Annotated in this window: 21 protein-coding genes; 17 read left to right on the forward strand and 4 right to left on the reverse strand. The window is 49.4% G+C overall.

Features of this window, described 5'->3' with window-relative positions:
- Nucleotides 1-20: 20 nt before the first annotated feature.
- The 4 genes from HQ49_RS07980 to HQ49_RS12750 all read right to left on the reverse strand — a co-directional run bounded on the left by HQ49_RS07980 (nucleotide 21) and on the right by HQ49_RS12750 (nucleotide 2,143).
- The gene (locus HQ49_RS07980) at nucleotides 21-995 is read right to left on the reverse strand and encodes a pseudouridine synthase (protein ID WP_039419398.1); all 975 of its coding nucleotides are present in this window, start codon (nucleotides 993-995) and stop codon (nucleotides 21-23) included.
- Between the two features lie 19 nt (nucleotides 996-1,014).
- Nucleotides 1,015-1,377, reverse strand: coding sequence for a hypothetical protein (locus tag HQ49_RS07985; protein ID WP_018964982.1), 363 nt, complete (start codon nucleotides 1,375-1,377; stop codon nucleotides 1,015-1,017).
- 18 nt (nucleotides 1,378-1,395) lie between these two features.
- Nucleotides 1,396-1,749 carry an FtsB family cell division protein gene (locus tag HQ49_RS07990; RefSeq protein ID WP_039419400.1) on the reverse strand — a complete coding sequence of 118 codons (354 nt, stop codon included), beginning with the start codon at nucleotides 1,747-1,749 and terminating at the stop codon, nucleotides 1,396-1,398.
- 226 nt (nucleotides 1,750-1,975) lie between these two features.
- Nucleotides 1,976-2,143 carry a DUF1661 domain-containing protein gene (locus HQ49_RS12750; RefSeq protein WP_235315070.1) on the reverse strand — a complete coding sequence of 56 codons (168 nt, stop codon included), beginning with the start codon at nucleotides 2,141-2,143 and terminating at the stop codon, nucleotides 1,976-1,978.
- On the opposite strand from HQ49_RS12750, the gene HQ49_RS11445 reads away from it, so the two are divergent.
- From HQ49_RS11445 to HQ49_RS08075, 17 genes are all read left to right on the forward strand, one after another.
- Nucleotides 2,073-2,222 (forward strand): hypothetical protein, encoded by a 150-nt coding sequence (locus tag HQ49_RS11445; RefSeq protein ID WP_369684610.1) that lies wholly within the window; start codon nucleotides 2,073-2,075, stop codon nucleotides 2,220-2,222. The genes HQ49_RS12750 and HQ49_RS11445 overlap by 71 nt on opposite strands.
- A 323-nt stretch (nucleotides 2,223-2,545) precedes the next feature.
- Nucleotides 2,546-3,016 (forward strand): transcription elongation factor GreA, encoded by a 471-nt coding sequence (greA, locus tag HQ49_RS08000; protein WP_018964985.1) that lies wholly within the window; start codon nucleotides 2,546-2,548, stop codon nucleotides 3,014-3,016.
- 18 nt (nucleotides 3,017-3,034) lie between these two features.
- Nucleotides 3,035-3,424: an HIT family protein gene (locus HQ49_RS08005; protein WP_018964986.1), complete on the forward strand. Its 390-nt coding sequence runs from the start codon at nucleotides 3,035-3,037 to the stop codon at nucleotides 3,422-3,424.
- A gap of 377 nt (nucleotides 3,425-3,801) precedes the next feature.
- Nucleotides 3,802-4,737, forward strand: a complete 936-nt coding sequence (gene rsmH / locus HQ49_RS08010; protein WP_039419403.1) for a 16S rRNA (cytosine(1402)-N(4))-methyltransferase RsmH — start codon at nucleotides 3,802-3,804, stop codon at nucleotides 4,735-4,737.
- Nucleotides 4,737-5,210, forward strand: coding sequence for an FtsL-like putative cell division protein (locus HQ49_RS08015; protein WP_039419404.1), 474 nt, complete (start codon nucleotides 4,737-4,739; stop codon nucleotides 5,208-5,210). The genes rsmH and HQ49_RS08015 overlap by 1 nt, the downstream gene beginning before the upstream one ends.
- Nucleotides 5,211-5,219: 9 nt before the next feature.
- A complete protein-coding gene (locus tag HQ49_RS08020) occupies nucleotides 5,220-7,421 on the forward strand; it encodes a penicillin-binding protein (RefSeq protein WP_039419405.1) in 2,202 nt (733 codons plus the stop codon).
- 10 nt (nucleotides 7,422-7,431) lie between these two features.
- Nucleotides 7,432-8,895: a UDP-N-acetylmuramoyl-L-alanyl-D-glutamate--2,6-diaminopimelate ligase gene (locus HQ49_RS08025; protein WP_039419407.1), complete on the forward strand. Its 1,464-nt coding sequence runs from the start codon at nucleotides 7,432-7,434 to the stop codon at nucleotides 8,893-8,895.
- 14 nt (nucleotides 8,896-8,909) lie between these two features.
- Nucleotides 8,910-10,169 (forward strand): phospho-N-acetylmuramoyl-pentapeptide-transferase, encoded by a 1,260-nt coding sequence (mraY, locus tag HQ49_RS08030; RefSeq protein WP_039419408.1) that lies wholly within the window; start codon nucleotides 8,910-8,912, stop codon nucleotides 10,167-10,169.
- A gap of 23 nt (nucleotides 10,170-10,192) precedes the next feature.
- Nucleotides 10,193-11,545, forward strand: a complete 1,353-nt coding sequence (gene murD / locus HQ49_RS08035) for a UDP-N-acetylmuramoyl-L-alanine--D-glutamate ligase (protein WP_039419409.1) — start codon at nucleotides 10,193-10,195, stop codon at nucleotides 11,543-11,545.
- Nucleotides 11,546-11,557: 12 nt separating this feature from the next.
- On the forward strand, nucleotides 11,558-12,808 hold the full coding sequence (locus tag HQ49_RS08040; protein ID WP_018964993.1) for an FtsW/RodA/SpoVE family cell cycle protein: 1,251 nt from the start codon (nucleotides 11,558-11,560) through the stop codon (nucleotides 12,806-12,808).
- Nucleotides 12,805-13,947, forward strand: coding sequence for an undecaprenyldiphospho-muramoylpentapeptide beta-N-acetylglucosaminyltransferase (murG, locus tag HQ49_RS08045; protein WP_018964994.1), 1,143 nt, complete (start codon nucleotides 12,805-12,807; stop codon nucleotides 13,945-13,947). The genes HQ49_RS08040 and murG overlap by 4 nt, the downstream gene beginning before the upstream one ends.
- Entirely contained in the window at nucleotides 13,944-15,314 is a 1,371-nt protein-coding gene (gene murC / locus HQ49_RS08050) for a UDP-N-acetylmuramate--L-alanine ligase (protein ID WP_018964995.1), read from the forward strand. Before murG ends, murC begins: the two co-directional genes overlap by 4 nt.
- The gene (locus tag HQ49_RS08055) at nucleotides 15,308-16,084 is read left to right on the forward strand and encodes a hypothetical protein (protein WP_018964996.1); all 777 of its coding nucleotides are present in this window, start codon (nucleotides 15,308-15,310) and stop codon (nucleotides 16,082-16,084) included. Before murC ends, HQ49_RS08055 begins: the two co-directional genes overlap by 7 nt.
- Before the next feature lie 47 nt (nucleotides 16,085-16,131).
- Nucleotides 16,132-17,571, forward strand: coding sequence for a cell division protein FtsA (locus HQ49_RS08060; protein ID WP_039419412.1), 1,440 nt, complete (start codon nucleotides 16,132-16,134; stop codon nucleotides 17,569-17,571).
- A gap of 2 nt (nucleotides 17,572-17,573) precedes the next feature.
- The gene (gene ftsZ / locus HQ49_RS08065; RefSeq protein ID WP_039419413.1) at nucleotides 17,574-18,947 is read left to right on the forward strand and encodes a cell division protein FtsZ; all 1,374 of its coding nucleotides are present in this window, start codon (nucleotides 17,574-17,576) and stop codon (nucleotides 18,945-18,947) included.
- Nucleotides 18,948-18,980: 33 nt separating this feature from the next.
- On the forward strand, nucleotides 18,981-19,430 hold the full coding sequence (locus tag HQ49_RS08070) for a GatB/YqeY domain-containing protein (protein ID WP_039419414.1): 450 nt from the start codon (nucleotides 18,981-18,983) through the stop codon (nucleotides 19,428-19,430).
- Nucleotides 19,431-19,669: 239 nt separating this feature from the next.
- Nucleotides 19,670-20,266: a master DNA invertase Mpi family serine-type recombinase gene (locus tag HQ49_RS08075; RefSeq protein ID WP_039419416.1), complete on the forward strand. Its 597-nt coding sequence runs from the start codon at nucleotides 19,670-19,672 to the stop codon at nucleotides 20,264-20,266.
- Nucleotides 20,267-20,313 lie beyond the last annotated feature (47 nt).

Genomic DNA, 20,313 nt, shown 5'->3' on the forward strand with positions numbered 1-20,313 from the left:
TATTAAAATTAGTCAGGTACCTATTTGGAACGCGTTTTCTTCTTCGATATTGTTTCGATTGCTGCAGAACCCTCTTCGATATGCATCAGCCTGCGAAAGAGCTTGGACAAAGGCAGCTTGTATTCCTGCGTCTCACCGGTTTCCGGATGGCGGAATACGAAGCGCGTCCCCTGCAGAGCCAGGCAATCCAGATGGCGGAAAGAACTACCCTGCCGCCAATCGCCTGCGATCGGGATCCCCAGCTGCCCCATCTGCCGACGGAGCTGATTGTTCCGACCACTCAGTAGTGTTACCTCCACGAGCGAGCATACCGGTCCCCGACGAATGACTTTGTAACGAGCCGTTCCGGCCGAATCGCCGGAGGGTGCTTCGGGCACGATGCGAGACTGCTTGCCCTTGGTCGGCATTTGATGTCGAGGAGCATCCAGTGTACCTTCGGCATCGGGCATATCCCCTTCGATGGCTATCACGAAACGCTGCTCCAATACCACCTTCTGCCACTTGTCCACCACGAAGGCCTGCACTTTTTTGCTCTTGGCAAAAAGCACCATTCCGGCAGAGTCTTTGTCCAGCCTGTTCAGCATAAAGATCTTCAGCTCGGGGTCGTATTGCTTGAGATGATCGCTAACAATACGCAGAGCAGTCCTATCCTTATTGACACCACTGGCTACGGTGGACACACCGGCTTTCTTCTCGATCAGAACGAAATAATCGTCCTGCCAGATGATGCGCACCAAAGGGTGGCGAAGCTCTTCCGGTACCTGTGTCCGATGTACGACAACCTTGTCGCCGACTTTCAGTTCCGCATCGTGTCGTGTGGTAGGTATGCCATTGACGGAAACACGCCGCCCCGTCAAGATCTGCTTGACGGCTGTGCGACTATTATCCTTCAGTATGCCAATGAGAAATGGCAAAAGGGTGTCTTCTTCTCTGACCTCGAAGACCTTGTCCGACTGACGCCTCAGGCGCGGCGACCGACTTTTGGAGGGTTGCATATTTCGTTAGTGAAGAGTCTTATTTCTTCTTTTTATCTTGCTCCCCTTGTCCTTTCTTAAAAAGCAAAAGCAAGGAGGCATAAATCATATAGACGACGCCGATGGAAAAAAACAGGAGCCAAAGCGAATCCTCTCTTATAAATACCAATACGGCAGAAACAACAAAGAATGCTCCGGAAAGGACATTCATCCTATAGAGTCTTCGCGTGCGAGTATCCAAATCCGCGACAGGGGACAGAGCATAGGACAGCAAGTAGAGCACTGCGCCCAAAGCATAGAGATAATCTCCGGGCGCAAAGCGCACCAGCCTGCATGCTGCCCCGAATATCAAAAAGAGGCTGCCGACGCGGTAGCTTATTTCGCGAATTTGCTGCGGATTCATCCCTATCTGCCTATTTCATTAATATTGATTGCGGACGCTGTCCCTGATCAGGAAAATGATTTCCTCGGGACGCTTCATCAGATACAACTCTCGGGCCGTATGCTCGATTCCTTGTTTGTTGGCTCGGATTTCTTCCAGACGCACACTGTCCTGATGATAGCGTTCCTTTACCTCTCGTAGTTCTTTCCTTAGGTTGTTGATACGGCTTTTGTAGCGAATCTGCTTACTGATATTGGCATCGCCGAAAACAAACGTCACCAAAAAGAAGAAGCCGATTACCACCAGGTACTTGACGTACCAATGACGACTCCACCAGGCTAAGATGCGCTGCTTCTTATTGTTGAGACTTGCTCTTTTGTCACGAATACCCATGATGCCGCATACTTTTGGATGAGACTTGCAAATATACCACTTTTCCCAAATTCCATTTCAGGCAAGGAGCTCGGCAGCTTAAAATTTCGAGCACTAGCGCAAGGCACAGTTCGTTCGGACGTAGAAAAGATCGAGAGTACGGAGACTTACGCCCGACAAAAGACAAAAATCCCCACACTTCGACAGGAATCCGAAGTTCCCCGAGCCTCCGTACCCCTTTGGACATTTACGAGCGAGATTTTTTCGATTCGTGCGCCGAAAAAACGTGGCGCGTAAAAATTTTTGTTTTGGTTCGGGAAGTAAAAAATTCTCGCGCCAAAACGATTTTTTTCTCGCGCGAGTTTTCGCGAAAACACGTGCCGCAAGTCGACCGTTTTTGGCTCGAAAAAATCATTTTCATCTTTCGGGCTAACCGTCCCATTTCCCATCCTTTATCGAAAGACAACTACAAGGAGAAGAAGTTCGATCTTTGATCGATCAGAAGGGTCTGCGCGAATCGGTAGAAGCGTCTCCACTGCCCGATTAAGAGAGGAGGAAGCAGAGGCTCCAAGCAGACTTGCAGGAAGTCGGATCAGGGGTCAACCGGAGGGCTAAAGTCGCTCATATAAGAAAGATTACTATCTTTGCAGCGGACGCGAAATTGCGCAAATAGCCAAAGCAAAGGACAGTGAGAGTTCCGGAGACATTCCATATATATGGGTATCTTCCGGGCTTCTTTTTTAGCTTTGGGTGAGAATGGCTGCCGAGAGCAGCATGAAGGATTGTTTTTCTAAACTAACACCACGCACAAGAAAGTATGGCATACAATTATATTACACAGGAAGGATACGATAAGATTTTGGCCGAACTGGCCGAACTCGAAAGCGTACAGCGTCCCGAGATCTCTCGGCAGATAGCAGAAGCACGCGACAAGGGCGATCTATCCGAAAACGCCGAGTACGATGCAGCAAAGGAAGCTCAAGGGATCCTCGAGACGAAGATTGCACAGCTAAAAGGGCTGATCGCCAACGCCCGTATCATCGACGAATCGCAAGTAAGTACCGAAAGCGTTCAGATACTGAACAAGGTGACGATCAAGAACGTGAAGACGGGTGCCGTGATGGCCTATACCCTCGTCTCGGACTCGGAAGCCAACCTGAGAGAAAACAAAATCTCCGTGAATACGCCTATCGCGCAAGGTCTGATGGGTAAGAAAATCGGCGATGCGGTTTCGATCAAGGTACCGAGCGGACTGGTGGAATTCGAGATTATAGACATTAGTTTATAAACACAAAAAGTTTGTTCCATGACTATTTTCAGCCGTATCATCGCAGGTGAAATTCCTTGCCACAAGATTGCCGAGAGCGATAAGTTCTTCGCTTTTCTCGACATCAATCCCCTTGCCCACGGGCATACTTTGGTCGTACCCAAACAAGAGGTGGACTACATCTTCGACATGAACGATGCTGATCTGAGTGAGATGACCATCTTCGCCAAACGGGTGGCTGCCGCCATCAAGCGCGCTTTCCCCTGCCGGAAAGTGGGGATGACGGTGATAGGCCTCGAAGTGCCTCATGCACATATCCACCTGGTACCGATGCAGTCGGAGGTAGATATGCACTTCGGGCGCCAAAAGCTAACGCCCTCGCAGGAAGAGCTGGCTGCAGCCGCAGAGAAGATCCGTGCTGCATTCTGATCGACCGACACACCACTCAGCGCAAAACAAAGGCTATGCCCTGTAAGAGTAGCAGTACTCTCGCAGGGCATTCTCTTTATTTGCATGTCAGCCATCAAAAATTTCTGTAAGTGCGATAGCAGCCGTCATGGATATTTGGGGATTGAATCTGCACGAGCACAACTGCAGAAAGCCGTCGAGGTGCAGAAACGGCAGTATTTGCACACATTTTTCCGTCAAAGTTTTTCAACATTTCCTCCTCGATATATACCCTTCGGTGTTGATAAGTTTTTGGTCTCATCTGCATGATTTTTCCTCTTGTTTATACGTTATTGGCTAACTTTGGAGCGTGGTATAGCAAACGATCGCAAGCGAAGATTTAGGAGAGACAAACCAGTATGCATAATCCTGAGAAAGAGACTGTTTATCATGTTCCGGTGATGCTTGATGAGTGTTTGGAAGGATTGCGAATCGATCCCGACGGATGCTATGTCGATGTCACATTCGGAGGAGGGGGACATTCCCGTGCCATCGTGGAGCGATTGAGTTCCAAAGGGCGGCTGTACGGATTCGATCAGGATGCCGATGCGTGCCGGAATATCCTACAAGACGAGCGCTTCGTCTTCGTCCCTTCGAACTTTCGCTACCTCGCCAACTTTATGGATTATTACGGAGAGGATGGAGTCGATGGCATATTGGCAGATCTCGGTGTATCGTCGCACCACTTCGATGAGGAAGAGCGCGGATTCAGCTTCCGTTCGGAAAGCCCTCTGTTGGATATGAGGATGAATGCTCGTGCCGGCCGAAATGCTGCCACCATCCTGAACGAATACGATGCCTCGTCCCTGTCCGACCTCTTCTATCATTATGGTGAACTGAAGCAGGCACGCCGCCTTGCGGCATCCATCGTCCGTCACAGGGAGTCCCTTTCCGGCGGACTGCAAACCGTGGGACAACTCCTGGAGGCCGTGCGCAGTCTCGTCTCTCCGCGAGAAGAGAAGAAACAGCTTGCTTGTATCTTCCAAGCATTGCGCATCGAAGTGAACGATGAGCTGGGAGCCTTGGAACAGATGCTCAGAGCAGCACTCGGTTGTCTGCGAAGCGGTGGACGACTTGTCGTAATGACGTACCATTCGCTTGAGGACAGGATGGTCAAGAACTTTCTCCGCTACGGAACCGTAAAGGCACCTGACGAAGATGCTTTACGACTGTACGGAGCACCGCAAAGCCCTTGGCGACACATCACCCGTAAGCCCCTGACGGCATCGACGAAGGAGCTGTCCGACAATCCTCGTGCAAGAAGTGCCAAACTACGAATAGCAGAAAAAATATAATGGAAGAGACTACTAAAAACAATATCGACGAAGGGGAGGACATCCTATGCGAGCAAGAAGGGGTCTCTCCTGAGCGGGAGACCTCGACAGAAGAGGAAGCACCTCTTCGGGATGCTTACACGGCGACTTCAACGAAGAAAAATAGCTTTTGGAGCTTGATGGGAGGGTCTTTCATCGAGCATCCTTGGATAGCCAGCAACTGGAAGTTGGGACTGGTCATCGTTCTGATGTCTGTGATCAACATTTGGAACGGATACGAAGCCATCGAGCAGGTGCGCGAGATAGGCCGGCTCGAGGAGCAGGTGAAGGACTACCGCTATCGTGCCCTGTTCAAAGCCTCTGAGGTAACCGCCATGAGTCAGAAGCTAAATGTGGAAAAAGCCATACAGGCCCAAAACCTGGAGCTGACGCTCTCGCAGACCCCACCTTACATCCTCTATCGTCCGGTCGATAAAGATCAACGCAAGAAATAGACTACCGGCATGAAACAGGAAGAGAGGAACAATCCCGTAACCAATAAGGCTGTACGTCGCTACCGTATCGTAGGGGCCTTGATGATTCTGGTCTTGCTCGTAGTATTCGGCAAGATTCTGAAGACGATTTTTGTCGAAGGAGACAGATGGCGTGCTATCGGGGAGACTCTTCATCGACCTGAACCGGTAGACTTGGCACCCATCCGCGGCAACATATACGCTGCGGACGGACGAGCCGTGGCCATAACGGCTCCTTACTTCCGTCTTTACTTCGACTTCCAAGCCGATCCGCTCAAATCAATCAAAAAGGATAGCCTGAACAAGCTTCTCGATACGCTGGCACACAACATCAGCCGGAAGCTCTCCAACCAATACGAAAAGATAAAGCCGGCCGACCTGAAAAAGAAATGGAAGCAAGGCATGGCCAAGAAGAGTCGCTATTGGCCCGTGATCAATCGGGATATATCCTACCTGGAAATGAAAGAGCTGTACGATATGGCTCCCTTGGCACGTGTGCCTCGCAAAGGCCTTGGCCCCATACCGAGAAGCATACGTCCGGAGGAGAAAGCCAAGCGAATGATGCCGTTCGGCTCATTGGGCAGTCGTACCATCGGCAGCGTTTACGGATCGATGGACGGAGGCCTGTCGCAAGGGAAGAACGGCATAGAGCTGTTCTACGACAAGCAACTCAGAGGCGAGACGGGCAAGGCCAGCCGCGTCTATGTAGGAGGCAGAAGAATACTGAATACGATACAGTCGCCGAAGCGCGGTTGCGATGTCTACACCACCCTCGATATGGATATGCAGAGCATAGTTGAGGTAGAGCTGCGCAACAAGCTCGAAGAGGTAGAGGGAGAGAGTGGAACAGCCATACTGATGGAGGTAGCCACGGGACAGGTGAAGGCTATTACCAATTTGCAACGCACATCGTCCGGCGGATATATCGAATCCAAGAACTACGCCGTGGCAGACATGTCAGAACCCGGCTCTACGTTTAAGACCGTTTCGATGATGGTTGCCCTTGATGCCGGTATAGTACATCCGGAGGACATCATCGAAACGGGCAACGGCCTCTTCTCCGTAGGCAAGCGTACAGTCAGGGACCATAATGCCCACAAAGGCGGATATGGTCCCATTACGGCAGCTCAGACCATTTGGTACTCAAGTAACGTAGGCGTAGCCAAAATCATTCTGAAAGGTTTCGCTCACGATCCAGACAAATACGTGGAGGCCGTGAGGCGAACCGGTATCACGGACAAGTTCCGGCTGGAAATACCCGGCGAAGCGCCGGCCGTAGTACGCAAGCGTGCGGACAACCCCGACCGCTGGTACGGCACGACCCTGGCATGGATGTCGTTCGGATACGAGACTCAGATTCCACCGATCCACACATTGGCCTTCTACAACGCCATCGCCAATGGCGGCAAGATGATGCGTCCTTACTTCGTAACGAAAGTGATGGATAGAGGGGAGATCGTACAGGAGCATCAGCCGGTAGTACTGCGAGATTCCATTTGCAAGCACTCTACACTTGTGGCCATACAGGATATGCTCTCGAACGTAGTAGCCAAGGGAACCGGTTCGCCGGTCAAAAGCCCCACAGTAAACATCAGCGGAAAGACCGGTACAGCACAGATCTCTCAAGGCAAGAGTGGCTATCGAGCCGGCGGCACGATGCACTTGGTATCTTTCTGCGGATACTTCCCCTCCGAAAATCCCAAGTACACCTGTATGGTGGTTGTACGAGGCCCCCGTGGCGTATATCCCTCCGGTGGGGGAATCTCCGGCGTGGTAGTCAAGCAGATAGCGGAAAAACTACTGGCGATACAGGAGCCGGAACCATTCGACACAGTAAGCCCACTACCGGAGATCAAGCATCTGCCTGCTGTACGTGCCGGACAGCGCGAGCCAATCGTCTCAGCATTGAAGTCTTTGAATCTGCCCGTCAAGTCAGCATCCGAGACCGACAAAAACCAGTGGGTACGCGCCACGGAGGAGAGCGGACGCATAAGTCTGAAGCCTTTGCCGGCTATCAAACGCGGTATAATGCCCGATGTCCGTGGCCTATCGGCACAGGATGCTCTATATATGCTACAACTCTCTGGACTGAGAGTGAAGACAAATGGATGGGGGCATGTAGTGGCCCAATCCTTACCGTATGGTTCTAAGGTGACAGTGGGGCAGACTGTTGTCATCGACTTATCTATGTAAAGAACAAGGAATGAAACTCGAACAATATCTCTCGGAGTTGCGCCCGATAGCTGTCATAGGAGATACCAAACAGGAGATCACGGATATTGCATCCGATTCCCGCAAGGCTACCGTCGGCACGCTCTTTGTAGCCATTCGTGGCACACAGACAGATGGACATATCTACATACCTCAAGCCCTTACACAAGGCTGCCGAGTTTTTGTCGTGGAGGACCTTCCGGAAGAAAAGCCTGAAGGATGCTGCTTTATCCAGGTGTCCGATACAGCCGAAGCCTTAGCCTCATTGGCCTCGGCACACTACGGGCATCCATCGCGCCACCTGACTCTGGTGGGTGTGACAGGTACGAATGGTAAGACCACCGTAGCAACCCTGCTGCACAGACTCTTCCGAAAAATGGGCTATAAAGTCGGTCTCGTGAGTACCGTCTGCAACTATGTGGATGACTTGTCCGAACCGACCACTCACACCACACCGGATCCATTGGCATTGAATGCTCTTTTCCGTCGAATGGTAGATGCAGGTTGCGAATATGCTTTTATGGAGGTCAGCTCTCATGCAGCGGCACAAAAGAGAATCGGTGCTCTTGACTTCGACGGCGGAATCTTCACGAATCTCACTCGTGACCATCTTGACTATCACGGTTCCGTACCGGAATATCTGCGAGCCAAAAAGAGTTTTTTCGATGGCCTCGGTACTCAAGCTTTCGCTCTGATCAATGCCGATGATAAGAACGGCCTCGTAATGACACAGAACACCCAAGCACGTGTGTGTACCTATGCACTCAAGAGCATGGCAAACTATCGAGCCAAGATAGTAGAAAGGCATATCGACGGCATGGATATGTACGTGGATGATAGAGAAGTCTTTGTCCGTCTGGTAGGGGATTTCAATGCCTACAACCTACTATGCGTGTACGGTACCGCCTGCGAATTGGGACAGGACAAGGAAGAAGTGCTGCGTATCCTCTCCGAATTGACTTCCGTGGACGGCCGTTTCCAGGCATTCACCGCACAGGATGGCTATGTGGCCATCGTGGACTATGCACATACGCCGGATGCACTGATCAACGTATTGGACACCATACGACCATTGGCAAAATCGCACAAAGTGATCACAGTGGTAGGAGCAGGAGGCAATAGGGACAAAGGCAAGCGTCCGATGATGGCTAAGGAGGCAGCCCGCAGGAGCGAACGTCTGATCCTGACATCGGACAATCCGCGCGATGAAGAGCCTCAAGAGATAATCCAAGAAATGGCTGCCGGACTTTCGATAGAAGACAAGAAGAAAACGCTGCTCATTACCGATCGGGCGGAAGCCATCCGCACGGCCTGCATGCTGGCAGAGAAGGGTGACTTTGTTTTGATAGCCGGCAAAGGTCATGAAACTTATCAGGAAATCAAGGGCATCAAACACCATTTCGACGATCGCGAAGTGGTCTGCGATGCCATGTCGAAAGATCGTATCGTTCAATAAACTCTATAGACATCATGCTGTATTATCTGTTTGACTATCTCGAAAAACTGCACCTCCCCGGAGCGCGACTGTTTCACTATGTATCGTTTCGGTCCGCGGTAGCCATTATCTTGGCATTATTGCTTGCCACCGTTATCGGCAACCGAATCATCGAAAAACTGCGAAAGGCACAGATAGGCGAGACTATCCGTGATCTGGGGTTGGAAGGCCAGCTCAGCAAGAAAGGAACGCCCACGATGGGAGGCGTGATCATTATTATCTCCATTCTGATCCCCACCCTATTGTTGGCTCGTCTTGATAATGTATATATCCTGCTTATGATCGTCACCACCGTCCTGCTCGGCTCATTAGGCTTCTTGGATGACTATATCAAGGTTTTCCGCAAGAAGAAAGAGGGCTTGCACGGGCGTTACAAAATAATCGGACAGGTGGGACTGGGTTTCATCATCGGGATAGTACTGTATATGAATCCTGCCGTAGTGATAAAAGAAAACACCGAGGTGCTTCGGGACGGACAGGTGGAGCGAGTACACTACAATAAACAGGAAGTAAAATCGACCAAGACCACAATCCCCTTCGTCAAGAACAACAACTTCGACTATGCCGATTTACTTCCCTTCAAAGGCAAGACTAAAGTGGTATTCGGTTGGATTCTCTTCGTATGTGTTGCCGTGCTGGTAGTGACATTTATCTCCAACTGCGCCAATCTGACTGACGGGTTGGACGGATTGGCTACAGGCTCCTCCGCTATCATCGGAGTCGTACTGGCCATTTTTGCCTATGTCTCCTCCCACATCGAGATGGCATCATATCTGAATATCATGTTTATCCCGGGTGCAGAGGAACTGACCATTTTTGCCTCTGCTTTCGTCGGTGCCACTATTGGCTTCTTGTGGTACAATGCTTATCCGGCACAGGTATTTATGGGAGACACGGGTAGTCTTACCTTGGGAGGGATCATCGCAGTTTTCGCTCTGATCATTCGCAAAGAGATGCTACTGCCGATTCTCTGCTTCGTGTTCATCATAGAGGGCCTTTCCGTTATGATTCAGGTATTTTATTTCAAGCTGACGAAACGAAGGACTGGCGAAGGGAAACGCATTTTCAAGATGACCCCCCTGCACCACCACTTCCAAAAGCAGGGCAATGCCGGTATAGATGCATGGCTACAGAAGCCTTTGCACGCGATTCCCGAATCGAAGATCACCGTTCGTTTTTGGCTCGTGGGGATCATCATGGCTGCAATTACTATAGCCACACTTAAGATGCGATAATAAAAGAAAAACGAACTGGGAAGATGGAGCAATTAAAATATGATATAGTCGTTCTCGGAGCAGGAGAAAGCGGAGTAGGTGCTGCGCTTTTGGCACAGGCCAAAGGTCTTAGTGTATTTGTATCCGACTACGGAAAGATAGCCCCGAAATACAAGGAAGAGTTGGAGCGGTATGCCATACCTTACGAAGAGGGACAGCATACGGAGGAGATAATCCTCCAAGCGGGAGAACTCATCAAAAGCCCGGGCATCCCCGACACGGCACCGATTATCCGCCAAGCCCTTGCCAAAGGGATAGGAATCGTATCTGAAATAGAATTTGCCGGACGTTACACCGATGCTTTCATGGTGTGCATCACTGGTAGCAATGGCAAGACAACCACCACAATGTGGTTGTACAACCTACTTTGCAAAGCAGGTTTAGACGTCGGTTTGGCAGGCAATGTCGGTTTTAGTCTGGCCAGACAGGTGGCTTTCGACCCGCATCCTTATTATGTAATAGAGTTGAGCAGCTTTCAGCTGGACAATATGTACGACTTCAGGGCTAATGTGGCCATTCTGCTCAACATTACACCGGATCATTTAGATCGATACGATCACCGATTCGAACTTTATGCGGAAGCGAAAATGAGAATCACACAGAACCAACAGCCCGAGGATTGCTTCATCTATTGGGAGGACGATGCTTTTATCAGCCAATGGGTGGCGGAACATCATCCTACTGCTCGCTGTATGCCGTTTGCCATGGAAGCTCGAACAGAAAATACGACTGCTTGGATCAATGAAAAGAACGAATTGGTTGTCATGAATCTTAACTCACCTTTTGTTATGGACGAGGAACTTCTGGCTCTGTCCGGCATGCATAACAGACACAATGCTATGGCAACGGCCATTGCAGCCAAGGCTATGGATATTAAGAATGAAGATATCCGAGAAGCCTTACAGGACTTCAAAAACGTACCACATCGACTGGAAAAGATTGCACGCGTCAAAGGTGTCGATTACATCAACGACTCCAAGGCGACGAACGTCAATTCCACCTGGTATGCTCTGGAGAGTATGAAAACCAAAGTAATCCTCATTATGGGAGGCACGGACAAAGGGAACGACTACACAGATATAGAAGATCTGGTACTATCCAAGGTAGACGGCCTTATCTTCCTCGGAGTAGACAACGAGAAGCTACATAAGTTCTTCGATGGCAAGATCAGGCGAATTGCGGATGCACGTTCAATGCACGAAGCTGTTTCGCTTGCATACAAGATGGCATCCAAAGGAGATACGGTACTTCTTTCCCCTGCCTGTGCAAGCTTCGATCTTTTCCGGAACTATGAGGATCGCGGGGATCAGTTTCGGAAAGAGGTATTGAATCTATGAGATATTAGGAAAATGGCTTGGAAAAAATTGTTTCAGGGAGATAAGACCCTTTGGGTCGTTTTCTTCTTTCTCGTTGTCATTTCCTTGGTAGAAGTCTATAGTGCATCCAGCACTTTGGCATATCAGGGGCGAATGATGTCGCCCATACTGAAGCATGGGGCATTCATCATCATGTCCATTGTAACAGTTGTCTTAGTATCCCGATTGAACTCCACGACCTTGAAGTTCTTGGGAGGGGGACTATACCTTCTATCCTTGGTATTATTGATCATTGCAGTATTCAATGGAACGAGCATAAACGGAGCTTCGCGTTGGATCCCCCTGCCATTCGGCCTTACATTCCAACCCTCAGAGCTGATGAAGATAGCTCTGGTCATGATCGCCGCTATCATCTATACATTGCTCGGACACCTGTCTGCCAAGAAAAGATTTGTCTGGTTCTCGATACTTACGGCAATCCCGATCCTTATCATTGCCAAAGACAATCTATCCACAGCCATGCTCATTGCAGCCTTCTTTTTCTTTATTTCCTGGATCGGAGGTGCTCCCGGCAAGAATCTCTTCTGGCTATTCATCGGGGGAGTAGCCTTTGCCATTCTGGCATATATCCTATTGCTTACGCTACCGTCGCAAACACTGAGCAAACTATCCAATCGTGCTCCCACTTGGAAAAACCGTATCGTAAGTGATCCGGCGCTAAAAGATTTAAGCCCTGAACAGCGAGATTCGATGATGTACGTCATTACGGATGACAACTTTCAGGAATCACATGCGAAGATTGCTATCGCTCGTGGAGGGCTGTTCGGAGTAATGCCGGGGAACAGTATCGAGAGAGATATATTGCCACAGGCTTTCTCGGATTATATCTATGCCATTATTATCGAAGAAATGGGCTTCATTGTTGGAGGAATACTGATCCCGCTGGCTTATTTCGTCTTATTTTTTCGATTGGCACAGTTAGCCCAAAGGGCAGTCAGCCGCTACGAGGGAATGCTCCTGATGGGGTTCGGGCTGCTGTATCTATTGCAAGCAATGTTCAATTTCATCGTAGCATCGGGAATTATCGTCACGGGGCAGACTCTCCCGCTCATTAGTAAGGGAGGGACATCGTACCTGATTACGAGTTTGGCTTTCGGGATCATGATGAGTATCTCGCGACGGACAACGCTAAACAAAGAAGAGGAAGAGACTACCGAAGCAGTAGCGATCGAAGCAGAAGTATCCGACGATGAACCACAAGAAATAAATATATTGGACGCATGAATAACGAAAAGTCAAACGCCAAACTGCGTTTTATCATAAGTGGAGGGGGGACAGGAGGACATATTTTCCCCGCCATATCCATTGCGGATGCCCTCCGTCGCCGATATCCCGAATGTGACATCTTATTTGTCGGTGCTGACGGACGAATGGAAATGGAGCGCGTACCACGATCCGGCTACGAAATCGTAGGCCTACCCATCAAGGGACTAAACAGGAAAAATGTATTGTCGAATTTCAAGGTAGCCACCGCCGTTTTCCGAAGCCTGAGACTGGCCGGTAAGACTATAAAGAACTTTCGCCCCGATGTTGTGATCGGCGTAGGTGGTTATGCCAGCGGTCCCACTCTGCGCAGAGCGCACTCCTTCGGTATCCCTACCCTTATCCAGGAACAAAACAGCTATGCCGGTATAACGAATAAGCTCTTGAGCCGAGGAGCACATAAAATCTGTGTAGCCTATCCCGAAATGGACAGATTTTTTCCTGCTGAAAAAATCGTTTTTACGGGCAATCCGATTCGCCCGGAAATAGAGTTCGGCCGTCCCGACCGATCCGAAGCTCTCCACTTTTTCGGACTCGAACAGTCCGAATCGCCTGTCGTCTTAGTGGTCGGAGGGAGCTTGGGAGCTCTCACCATTAACAAAAGCATCACAGAGAAGTTAGGGCAATGGGCCGAAAGCGGTGTACGCCTTATATGGCAAACGGGCAAGAACTACATCGAAACAGCCAGAAACGCAGTAGAGAATCATCCCGGGCTTAAATGCTATGTCAATGATTTTATCACCCGAATGGACTATGCTTATCGTGCCGCCGATCTGGTTGTATCACGCGCCGGAGCATGCTCCATATCGGAGCTTTGCCTGCTGGGGAAACCCGCCATACTGGTTCCTTCGCCCAATGTGGCTGAAGATCATCAAACGAAGAATGCTTTAGCTCTGTCTACTCGCGCTGCTGCTGTTCTAATTCCGGACGCGAAAGCTGTGGAATTACTGACCGATACAGCTTTGTCTCTGGTTCGCAATCCGACAGAACTGAGTTCTCTGAGCGAACAGATCCGAAAACTGGCCAAACCGCAGGCGGCAGATCGAATTGTGGACGAAATAGCAAGAATAGTGGAATCAGAGAAAAGTGCAAAACAATGAAAAGAGTGTATTTCATTGGGATCGGAGGGATCGGCATGAGTGCTATTGCCCGCTACTTCCATGCAAAAGGATTCGAAGTGTGCGGGTATGATCTGACACCGAGTCCCATTACTGACCAATTGATCAAAGAAGGAATAGGAGTTCACTTCAGCGATGACCTGAATTTGATTCCGACGGCGTTTTTCTCTCCGGCCGATTCGTTGATCGTTTATACTCCTGCCGTACCTGCCGATCACGCGGAACTAACCTACTTCAGATCCAATGGTTACCGCGTAATGAAGCGTGCTGAAATCCTCGGAGAGATAACCCTGATGGAACGTGCACTCTGTGTCGCCGGGACACACGGAAAGACTACGACCTCTACCTTACTGGCACATTTGCTGAGATACAGCCATGTGGATTGCAACGCCTTCCTCGGAGGCATCTCCAATAATTATCAATCAAACTTATTGCTTTCGGACAAAAGTGATTTGGTAGTCGTCGAAGCGGACGAATTCGATCGTTCATTCCACCATCTGAAGCCTTTTATGGCTATCATCACATCTGCTGATCCAGATCATTTGGATATATACGGTACGGCTGAGAATTATCGCGACAGCTTCGAACATTTCACCTCTCTAATTCAATCCGGCGGAGTACTGCTGCTTAAATACGGTGCACCGGTCAATCCTCGGCTGGGAAGCGACGTCAGACTGTTTACATATTCATCCGATGATCGGCAGGCTGATTATTACGCTTCCGACATCACGATCAGGGATAGTCGCCTCTTTTTTACTTGGTATTATCCGGGTGGACGGCTCAGAGAGATAGAACTCGGCGTACCCATACGCATCAATGTAGAGAATGCCGTAGCAGCTATGGCTATCGCACATCTTAACGGCGTCACCTTGGAAGAGCTTCGAAGTGGCATCGCATCTTTCAAAGGCTCTCATCGTCGCTTCGAAAAAGTCTTGGACACAGACCGTGTAGTCCTGATCGATGATTATGCACACCATCCCGTAGAATTGGATGCTGCTATTCGCTCCGTACGCGAGCTATACTCCGACCGACGTATCATGGGGATCTTCCAACCACATCTTTATAGTCGCACAGCAGACTTTTATCAGGATTTTGCGAAGAGCCTTTCGATGTTGGACAAGGTCGTTTTGCTGGATATTTATCCCGCGCGGGAGCTTCCTATGCCCGGTGTAACCAGCCGTTTGATTTTGGATCTGATCGACAATCCGAATAAAACACTGGTGAGCAAAAACGAACTGCTCGATTATCTACACAACGACGAGATACCTGATGTCGTATTGATACTCGGAGCCGGCGATATCGATCGTTTAGTGATTCCGGTCAAACAATATCTTCAAACTCTATGCTGAAGAAGGTACTTTATATACTGGGCTTTTTCCTCGTACTCGCCTATCTTGTTGCAGCCATCGTTTACTTTTCGGATTATCCCGACGGTACACGCTGCTCAGGCTTGGAGGTCCGTGTCGAGGGCAAAACGAAGCATGCATTCATGCAAAAAAACGATGTGGAACGGGATTTGAAACGTCTTGGATTCACGCCCTATGGCAAACAGCTCGATTCTATCGACCTACACAGCATGGAAAGGAAGCTTCGTGCCAACTCACTTTTCCATGGAGCAGAACTATACGCCTCCCCGTCCGGTCAGTTGTATCTGACCGTGGAGCAGAAAGATCCGCTCTTTATGGTAGTTAGGTCTGATACCTCTTTCTATGTATCCACCGACAGGAGTGTGATCGTTCCGAACCTGCAGTATGCAGCCCCTGTCCTGATGGCCTCAGGGCATATATCCACATCCTTAGCCACCGGCCCCCTCTTCGATCTCATTGCATTTATTAGCGATGATCCGTTTTGGTCAAACTTTTTTGCTCAGGTTTATGTCCCTGATGACGGGCAGATTATACTCGTTCCCCGTATGGGTAAAACTGAAATAGTAATAGGTAGCACACCGAATTGGGCAGAAAAATTATCGAACCTACGCCTTTTTTTGGACAAAGCCATCCCAAAATATGGATGGGACACGTTTAAAACATTAAATTTGGAGTTTAAAGATCAGGTGGTCGCCACTCCTTTTCCCTCTTCCCCTCTTTACCCTGCAGCTGCCCGTGTGCAAGTGCAGTAGAGAAGATAGAGTTTTTTTCTTGCGAGTAGCTACCTTCACCACATAGTATGAGCAGTATGAACACAATCTATGCAGTCATTGACTTGGGCAGTTGGTACATCCGAGGTATGGTGGCTCGCAAAACGGAAGATGGACGTGTTTCTCCGATTTCTTTTTATGAGGAACCGGCCAATAATTGCATCCGCCACGGATGCATACACAATATCGACGAAGCAGCAGCCATTATCCGACGCATCGTCAGCCAGCTAAATGAGCAACTTGAAGACAACACCCATATTACATCGCTATATGTCGGTGTAGGAGGGCAGTCGATCGCCTCGCAAGAGTACATCGTTCGCAAAGCCATGGCTCCCGAAGGAGAGGTCATCCGCACCGAGCATATCGAATCCCTCTGGGCTGAAATGCGAGGAGCCTCTTTCCCCGACAAAGAAGTTTTGGATGTGACCGATCCGCTCTTTTATGTGGACGGGAAACAAGAGATACAGGCCAAAGGAGTATTTTGCCATCAGCTTGAAGCCCGCTTCCAATTGATCACTGCTCGCCGTTCGGTAAAGCAGAATATCCGCATCGCCATAGAAGAACGTCTGGGATTGCGCTTAGCCGGCATCCTCGTCACTCCTCTTTGTGAAGCGCAGGTCTTGCTCTCGGATGATGAGCTGACATTGGGATGCTGCTACGTCAATATAGGTGCCGGCTGTACATCTGTATCCATCTATAAAAACAGGCTACTGGCTATGCTTCGCGTACTTCCCATGGGAGGTTATAACGTCACAAGGGACCTGACCAGCCTCCGACTGACAGAACAAGAGGCGGAAAACATAAAGATCAACAACGTGTCGATGATCAACGACAATAAGTCCAACGGATCATTCCGCATGACCTTTGCCGACAAATTCTCCGAAAGGGAGTTCCGCTCCTCCGAAGTCAATCGCTTGGCCAAGGCTCGCATGGACGAAATCACAGCCAACTACCTCAATATCCTACGCCTCTCAGGCCTCCTTGAAGATATCGGTGCCGGCATTATCCTCAATGGAGGTGGTGCCAAGATCAACAAATATATGGCTGCCATGAAGAAGATACTCGGAGAGGTCACTCCGGCCAAAATTCGAATGGATCGCATCGACACAGAAAATGCTATTTCTTTTATCGAAGGGCATATCTCTACCATCGGTTTGGCATATAAGGCCACCCAAGCCTGCACAGATTATATCACGACCAATTTGGGTGAACTGGTAAGCCAGATAGAGACCAAAGAAGAAACACCGGCCAACGACACCGTACAAGATCTATTCGCACAAGACCGGCAAATAGAGAGAAAGGAAAACGAACAGAGGGGCAATACTGACCGACAACGTGAAGACTCCCCCAAACAGACCGTCAAAAAGAAAGAAAAGACCGGGCCTTCATTTGGAGACAAGCTCAAGGGAGCTTTCATAAAGTTTGGCTCCTTGTTCGACGAAGATACTAATCAAGATAATAACAGATAGATATGGAAGACGAATTGCTGAACTTTAATTATACGGATTCCGGCTTGCCCGTTATTATCAAAGTAATCGGAGTCGGCGGTGGTGGTGGCAATGCTGTCAAAAACATGTACCACGGCAAGGTACGCGATGTATCGTTCCTCCTGTGTAATACCGATGTACAGGCTCTCGACCGCAGCGAGGTACCTGATCGGTTGGTACTCGGTCGCGAGGTAACCAACGGTCTGGGAGCCGGTAGCCGTCCGGAAGTAGCACGACGAGCAGCAGAGGCCAGCGAAGCCGACATACGCAAGATATTGGATGACGGCCATACCCGTATGGTCTTCGTAACGGCCGGTATGGGCGGTGGAACGGGTACCGGTGCAGCTCCTGTCATCGGGCGGATAGCGCGCGAACTCAATATCCTCACAGTCGGCATCGTTACCATCCCATTCGTATTCGAAGGCAAGCGCAAGATTCTTCAGGCTCTCGAAGGGGTGGAGGAAATGCGCAAGAACGTGGATGCCTTACTTGTAGTCAATAACGAACGGCTCCGCATCATATACAAAGATCTGAAGCTCGACAATGCTTTTGCCAAGGCAGACGAGACACTCACCAACGCAGCCAATGGTATCGCCGAGATGATCATGAAAGAAGGGACGATCAACCTCGACTTCGCCGATGTGCATACGACGCTCAAGGACGGTGGTATAGCCATCATCAGTACCGGCTACGGAGAAGGGCCCGACCGTATGGAGCAGGCCATCAATGAGGCTCTTACCTCTCCCCTACTCAACAACAACGACATTTTCAAGGCAAGGCGCGTACTCTTCAATATCTATCAAGGCACGGAAGACCCGCTGGGTACGGACGAACTATCAGCCATCAACGAACTCACGGCCAAAATAGAAACCGGATTCGATACTATTTGGGGTTATACTACCGATCCGGAGTTGGGCAAGAAAGTGAAGATCACCATTCTGGCTTCCGGTTTCGATCTGGACACCACACGCGAGAGCATCCGCATCGGAGACAACCTCGGCAATGTCATCAGCGATCCCATCTCTTCTCGTGAGATCGAGACGCAGAACGAACGGGACAATGATCTGATCAACCGCTACTACCGCCCCGATGAACTGGAAAAAGTGAAGGTGGTGGACTTCAAACCGATCATACTCAACCTCGATGAATTGGACAACGACGAACTGATCATGGCCCTCGAAGAGAAACCGGCCTACAGCCGTACAGGAGTACTGCTCTCTCGTATCGACAATATACGCATGCGGATAGCAGAGTCGGCCGGTCGTCTGAAGAAAGACATTGTCAATTCGGAAGAGAGCGAACGACCTGCCTCCGAAAGCGAACGGCCAAGCTCTCCGACCACGATCTCATTCAATTAACAATACATCCGAACCAATAAACAAGCCTATACAATGGACTACTTTGAACTCATCAGCAACGATATTAAAGCCGCTATGCTCGCTCGCGACAAAGTGAAGCTCGAAGCCCTTCGCGGAGTGAAGAAAGAATTTCTCGAAGCCAAAACGGCCAAAGGCAGCGATGGCACACTGACCGAAGATGCCGCCCTCAAGATCATGCAAAAGATGGTCAAGCAGCGTCGCGAGAGTGCTGCCATCTTTGTAGAAAACGGCAGACCCGAACTGGCTGAACCGGAACTCGCCGAGGCCGAAGAGATCGAAGCCTACCTACCGAAGCAACTCTCACGTGAGGAGCTGACACCCATCCTACAGGAAATAATCAGCCGTCTCGGCGTTACTGACAGCAAAATGATGGGCAAAGTAATGGGAGTAGCCACCAAAGAATTGGCAGGCAAAGCGGACGGCAGCCTCATCAGTACCATCGTAAGAGAACTATTGAGCTGACAGAATCCCTCACTCTAAGCGAAAAGCCATGAATCCTGACTATTGGGATTCATGGCTTTTCTTTTGCCTACTCTATCATATAATCACTGACAAACCCTGCAAGAAAACCTTATCCTTACAGGGTTTATCATAGCTCTTTGTAACACTTTGGGGCTACTGTGATATATTCACCTTACCCGAGTATCCAATTATATATCTGTTCATATTTGTATCAGGTAAAACCATATAGAAAAACAACTATGATATACGGATACATCAGAGTGAGCAGTGACAAGCAGACTGTAGAGAACCAGCGTTTCGAAATCACGAATTTCTGTGACAGACAAAAGTTGATAATTGACGATTGGATCGAGGAAACTATCAGCGGCACAAAGAATTATAATAAGAGACAGCTCGGCCGTCTTCTAAGAAAGATCAGGAAAGATGATATCATCATCTGTAGCGAACTCTCTCGATTAGGGCGTAATCTCTTTATGATTATGGAAATTCTCAACATCTGTATGACCAAAGAGTGTCGTGTTTGGACAATCAAAGACAACTACCGACTTGGCGACGACATCCAAAGCAAGGTACTCGCTTTTGCCTTTGGACTGTCAGCAGAGATTGAGCGTAACCTCATCAGCCAACGCACTAAGGAAGCACTCGCCAGAAGGAAATCTGAAGGGAAACATATAGGAAGAATCAGAGGAAGCAAGAATTTGCATACGAAGTTTACGGATAAACAAGAGCGGATAGCTCAATGGCTTATTCAAGGAATCCCTAAGTCAGAAATAGCACGCAGATTGAAAGTACATCGGGTTACACTATATCGTTATCTTTTAAGTGTTACAAGTTAATGCCCCTCAGGACGCAACGGTTTCGACATTGTCATCGGTAATCCACC

Source organism: Porphyromonas gulae (assembly GCF_000765945.1).
Classification (GTDB): domain Bacteria; phylum Bacteroidota; class Bacteroidia; order Bacteroidales; family Porphyromonadaceae; genus Porphyromonas; species Porphyromonas gulae.

What these genes read in the sequence shown, in the direction of transcription:
- HQ49_RS07980 (WP_039419398.1), bottom strand. Translation starts at nt 995, where the DNA reads ATGCAACCCTCCAAAAGTCGGTCGCCGCGCCTGAGGCGTCAGTCGGAC.
- HQ49_RS07985 (WP_018964982.1), bottom strand. Translation starts at nt 1,377, where the DNA reads ATGAATCCGCAGCAAATTCGCGAAATAAGCTACCGCGTCGGCAGCCTC.
- HQ49_RS07990 (WP_039419400.1), bottom strand. Translation starts at nt 1,749, where the DNA reads ATGGGTATTCGTGACAAAAGAGCAAGTCTCAACAATAAGAAGCAGCGC.
- HQ49_RS12750 (WP_235315070.1), bottom strand. Translation starts at nt 2,143, where the DNA reads ATGATTTTTTCGAGCCAAAAACGGTCGACTTGCGGCACGTGTTTTCGC.
- greA (WP_018964985.1), top strand. Translation starts at nt 2,546, where the DNA reads ATGGCATACAATTATATTACACAGGAAGGATACGATAAGATTTTGGCC.
- HQ49_RS08005 (WP_018964986.1), top strand. Translation starts at nt 3,035, where the DNA reads ATGACTATTTTCAGCCGTATCATCGCAGGTGAAATTCCTTGCCACAAG.
- rsmH (WP_039419403.1), top strand. Translation starts at nt 3,802, where the DNA reads ATGCATAATCCTGAGAAAGAGACTGTTTATCATGTTCCGGTGATGCTT.
- HQ49_RS08015 (WP_039419404.1), top strand. Translation starts at nt 4,737, where the DNA reads ATGGAAGAGACTACTAAAAACAATATCGACGAAGGGGAGGACATCCTA.
- HQ49_RS08020 (WP_039419405.1), top strand. Translation starts at nt 5,220, where the DNA reads ATGAAACAGGAAGAGAGGAACAATCCCGTAACCAATAAGGCTGTACGT.
- HQ49_RS08025 (WP_039419407.1), top strand. Translation starts at nt 7,432, where the DNA reads ATGAAACTCGAACAATATCTCTCGGAGTTGCGCCCGATAGCTGTCATA.
- mraY (WP_039419408.1), top strand. Translation starts at nt 8,910, where the DNA reads ATGCTGTATTATCTGTTTGACTATCTCGAAAAACTGCACCTCCCCGGA.
- murD (WP_039419409.1), top strand. Translation starts at nt 10,193, where the DNA reads ATGGAGCAATTAAAATATGATATAGTCGTTCTCGGAGCAGGAGAAAGC.
- HQ49_RS08040 (WP_018964993.1), top strand. Translation starts at nt 11,558, where the DNA reads ATGGCTTGGAAAAAATTGTTTCAGGGAGATAAGACCCTTTGGGTCGTT.
- murG (WP_018964994.1), top strand. Translation starts at nt 12,805, where the DNA reads ATGAATAACGAAAAGTCAAACGCCAAACTGCGTTTTATCATAAGTGGA.
- murC (WP_018964995.1), top strand. Translation starts at nt 13,944, where the DNA reads ATGAAAAGAGTGTATTTCATTGGGATCGGAGGGATCGGCATGAGTGCT.
- HQ49_RS08055 (WP_018964996.1), top strand. Translation starts at nt 15,308, where the DNA reads ATGCTGAAGAAGGTACTTTATATACTGGGCTTTTTCCTCGTACTCGCC.
- HQ49_RS08060 (WP_039419412.1), top strand. Translation starts at nt 16,132, where the DNA reads ATGAGCAGTATGAACACAATCTATGCAGTCATTGACTTGGGCAGTTGG.
- ftsZ (WP_039419413.1), top strand. Translation starts at nt 17,574, where the DNA reads ATGGAAGACGAATTGCTGAACTTTAATTATACGGATTCCGGCTTGCCC.
- HQ49_RS08070 (WP_039419414.1), top strand. Translation starts at nt 18,981, where the DNA reads ATGGACTACTTTGAACTCATCAGCAACGATATTAAAGCCGCTATGCTC.
- HQ49_RS08075 (WP_039419416.1), top strand. Translation starts at nt 19,670, where the DNA reads ATGATATACGGATACATCAGAGTGAGCAGTGACAAGCAGACTGTAGAG.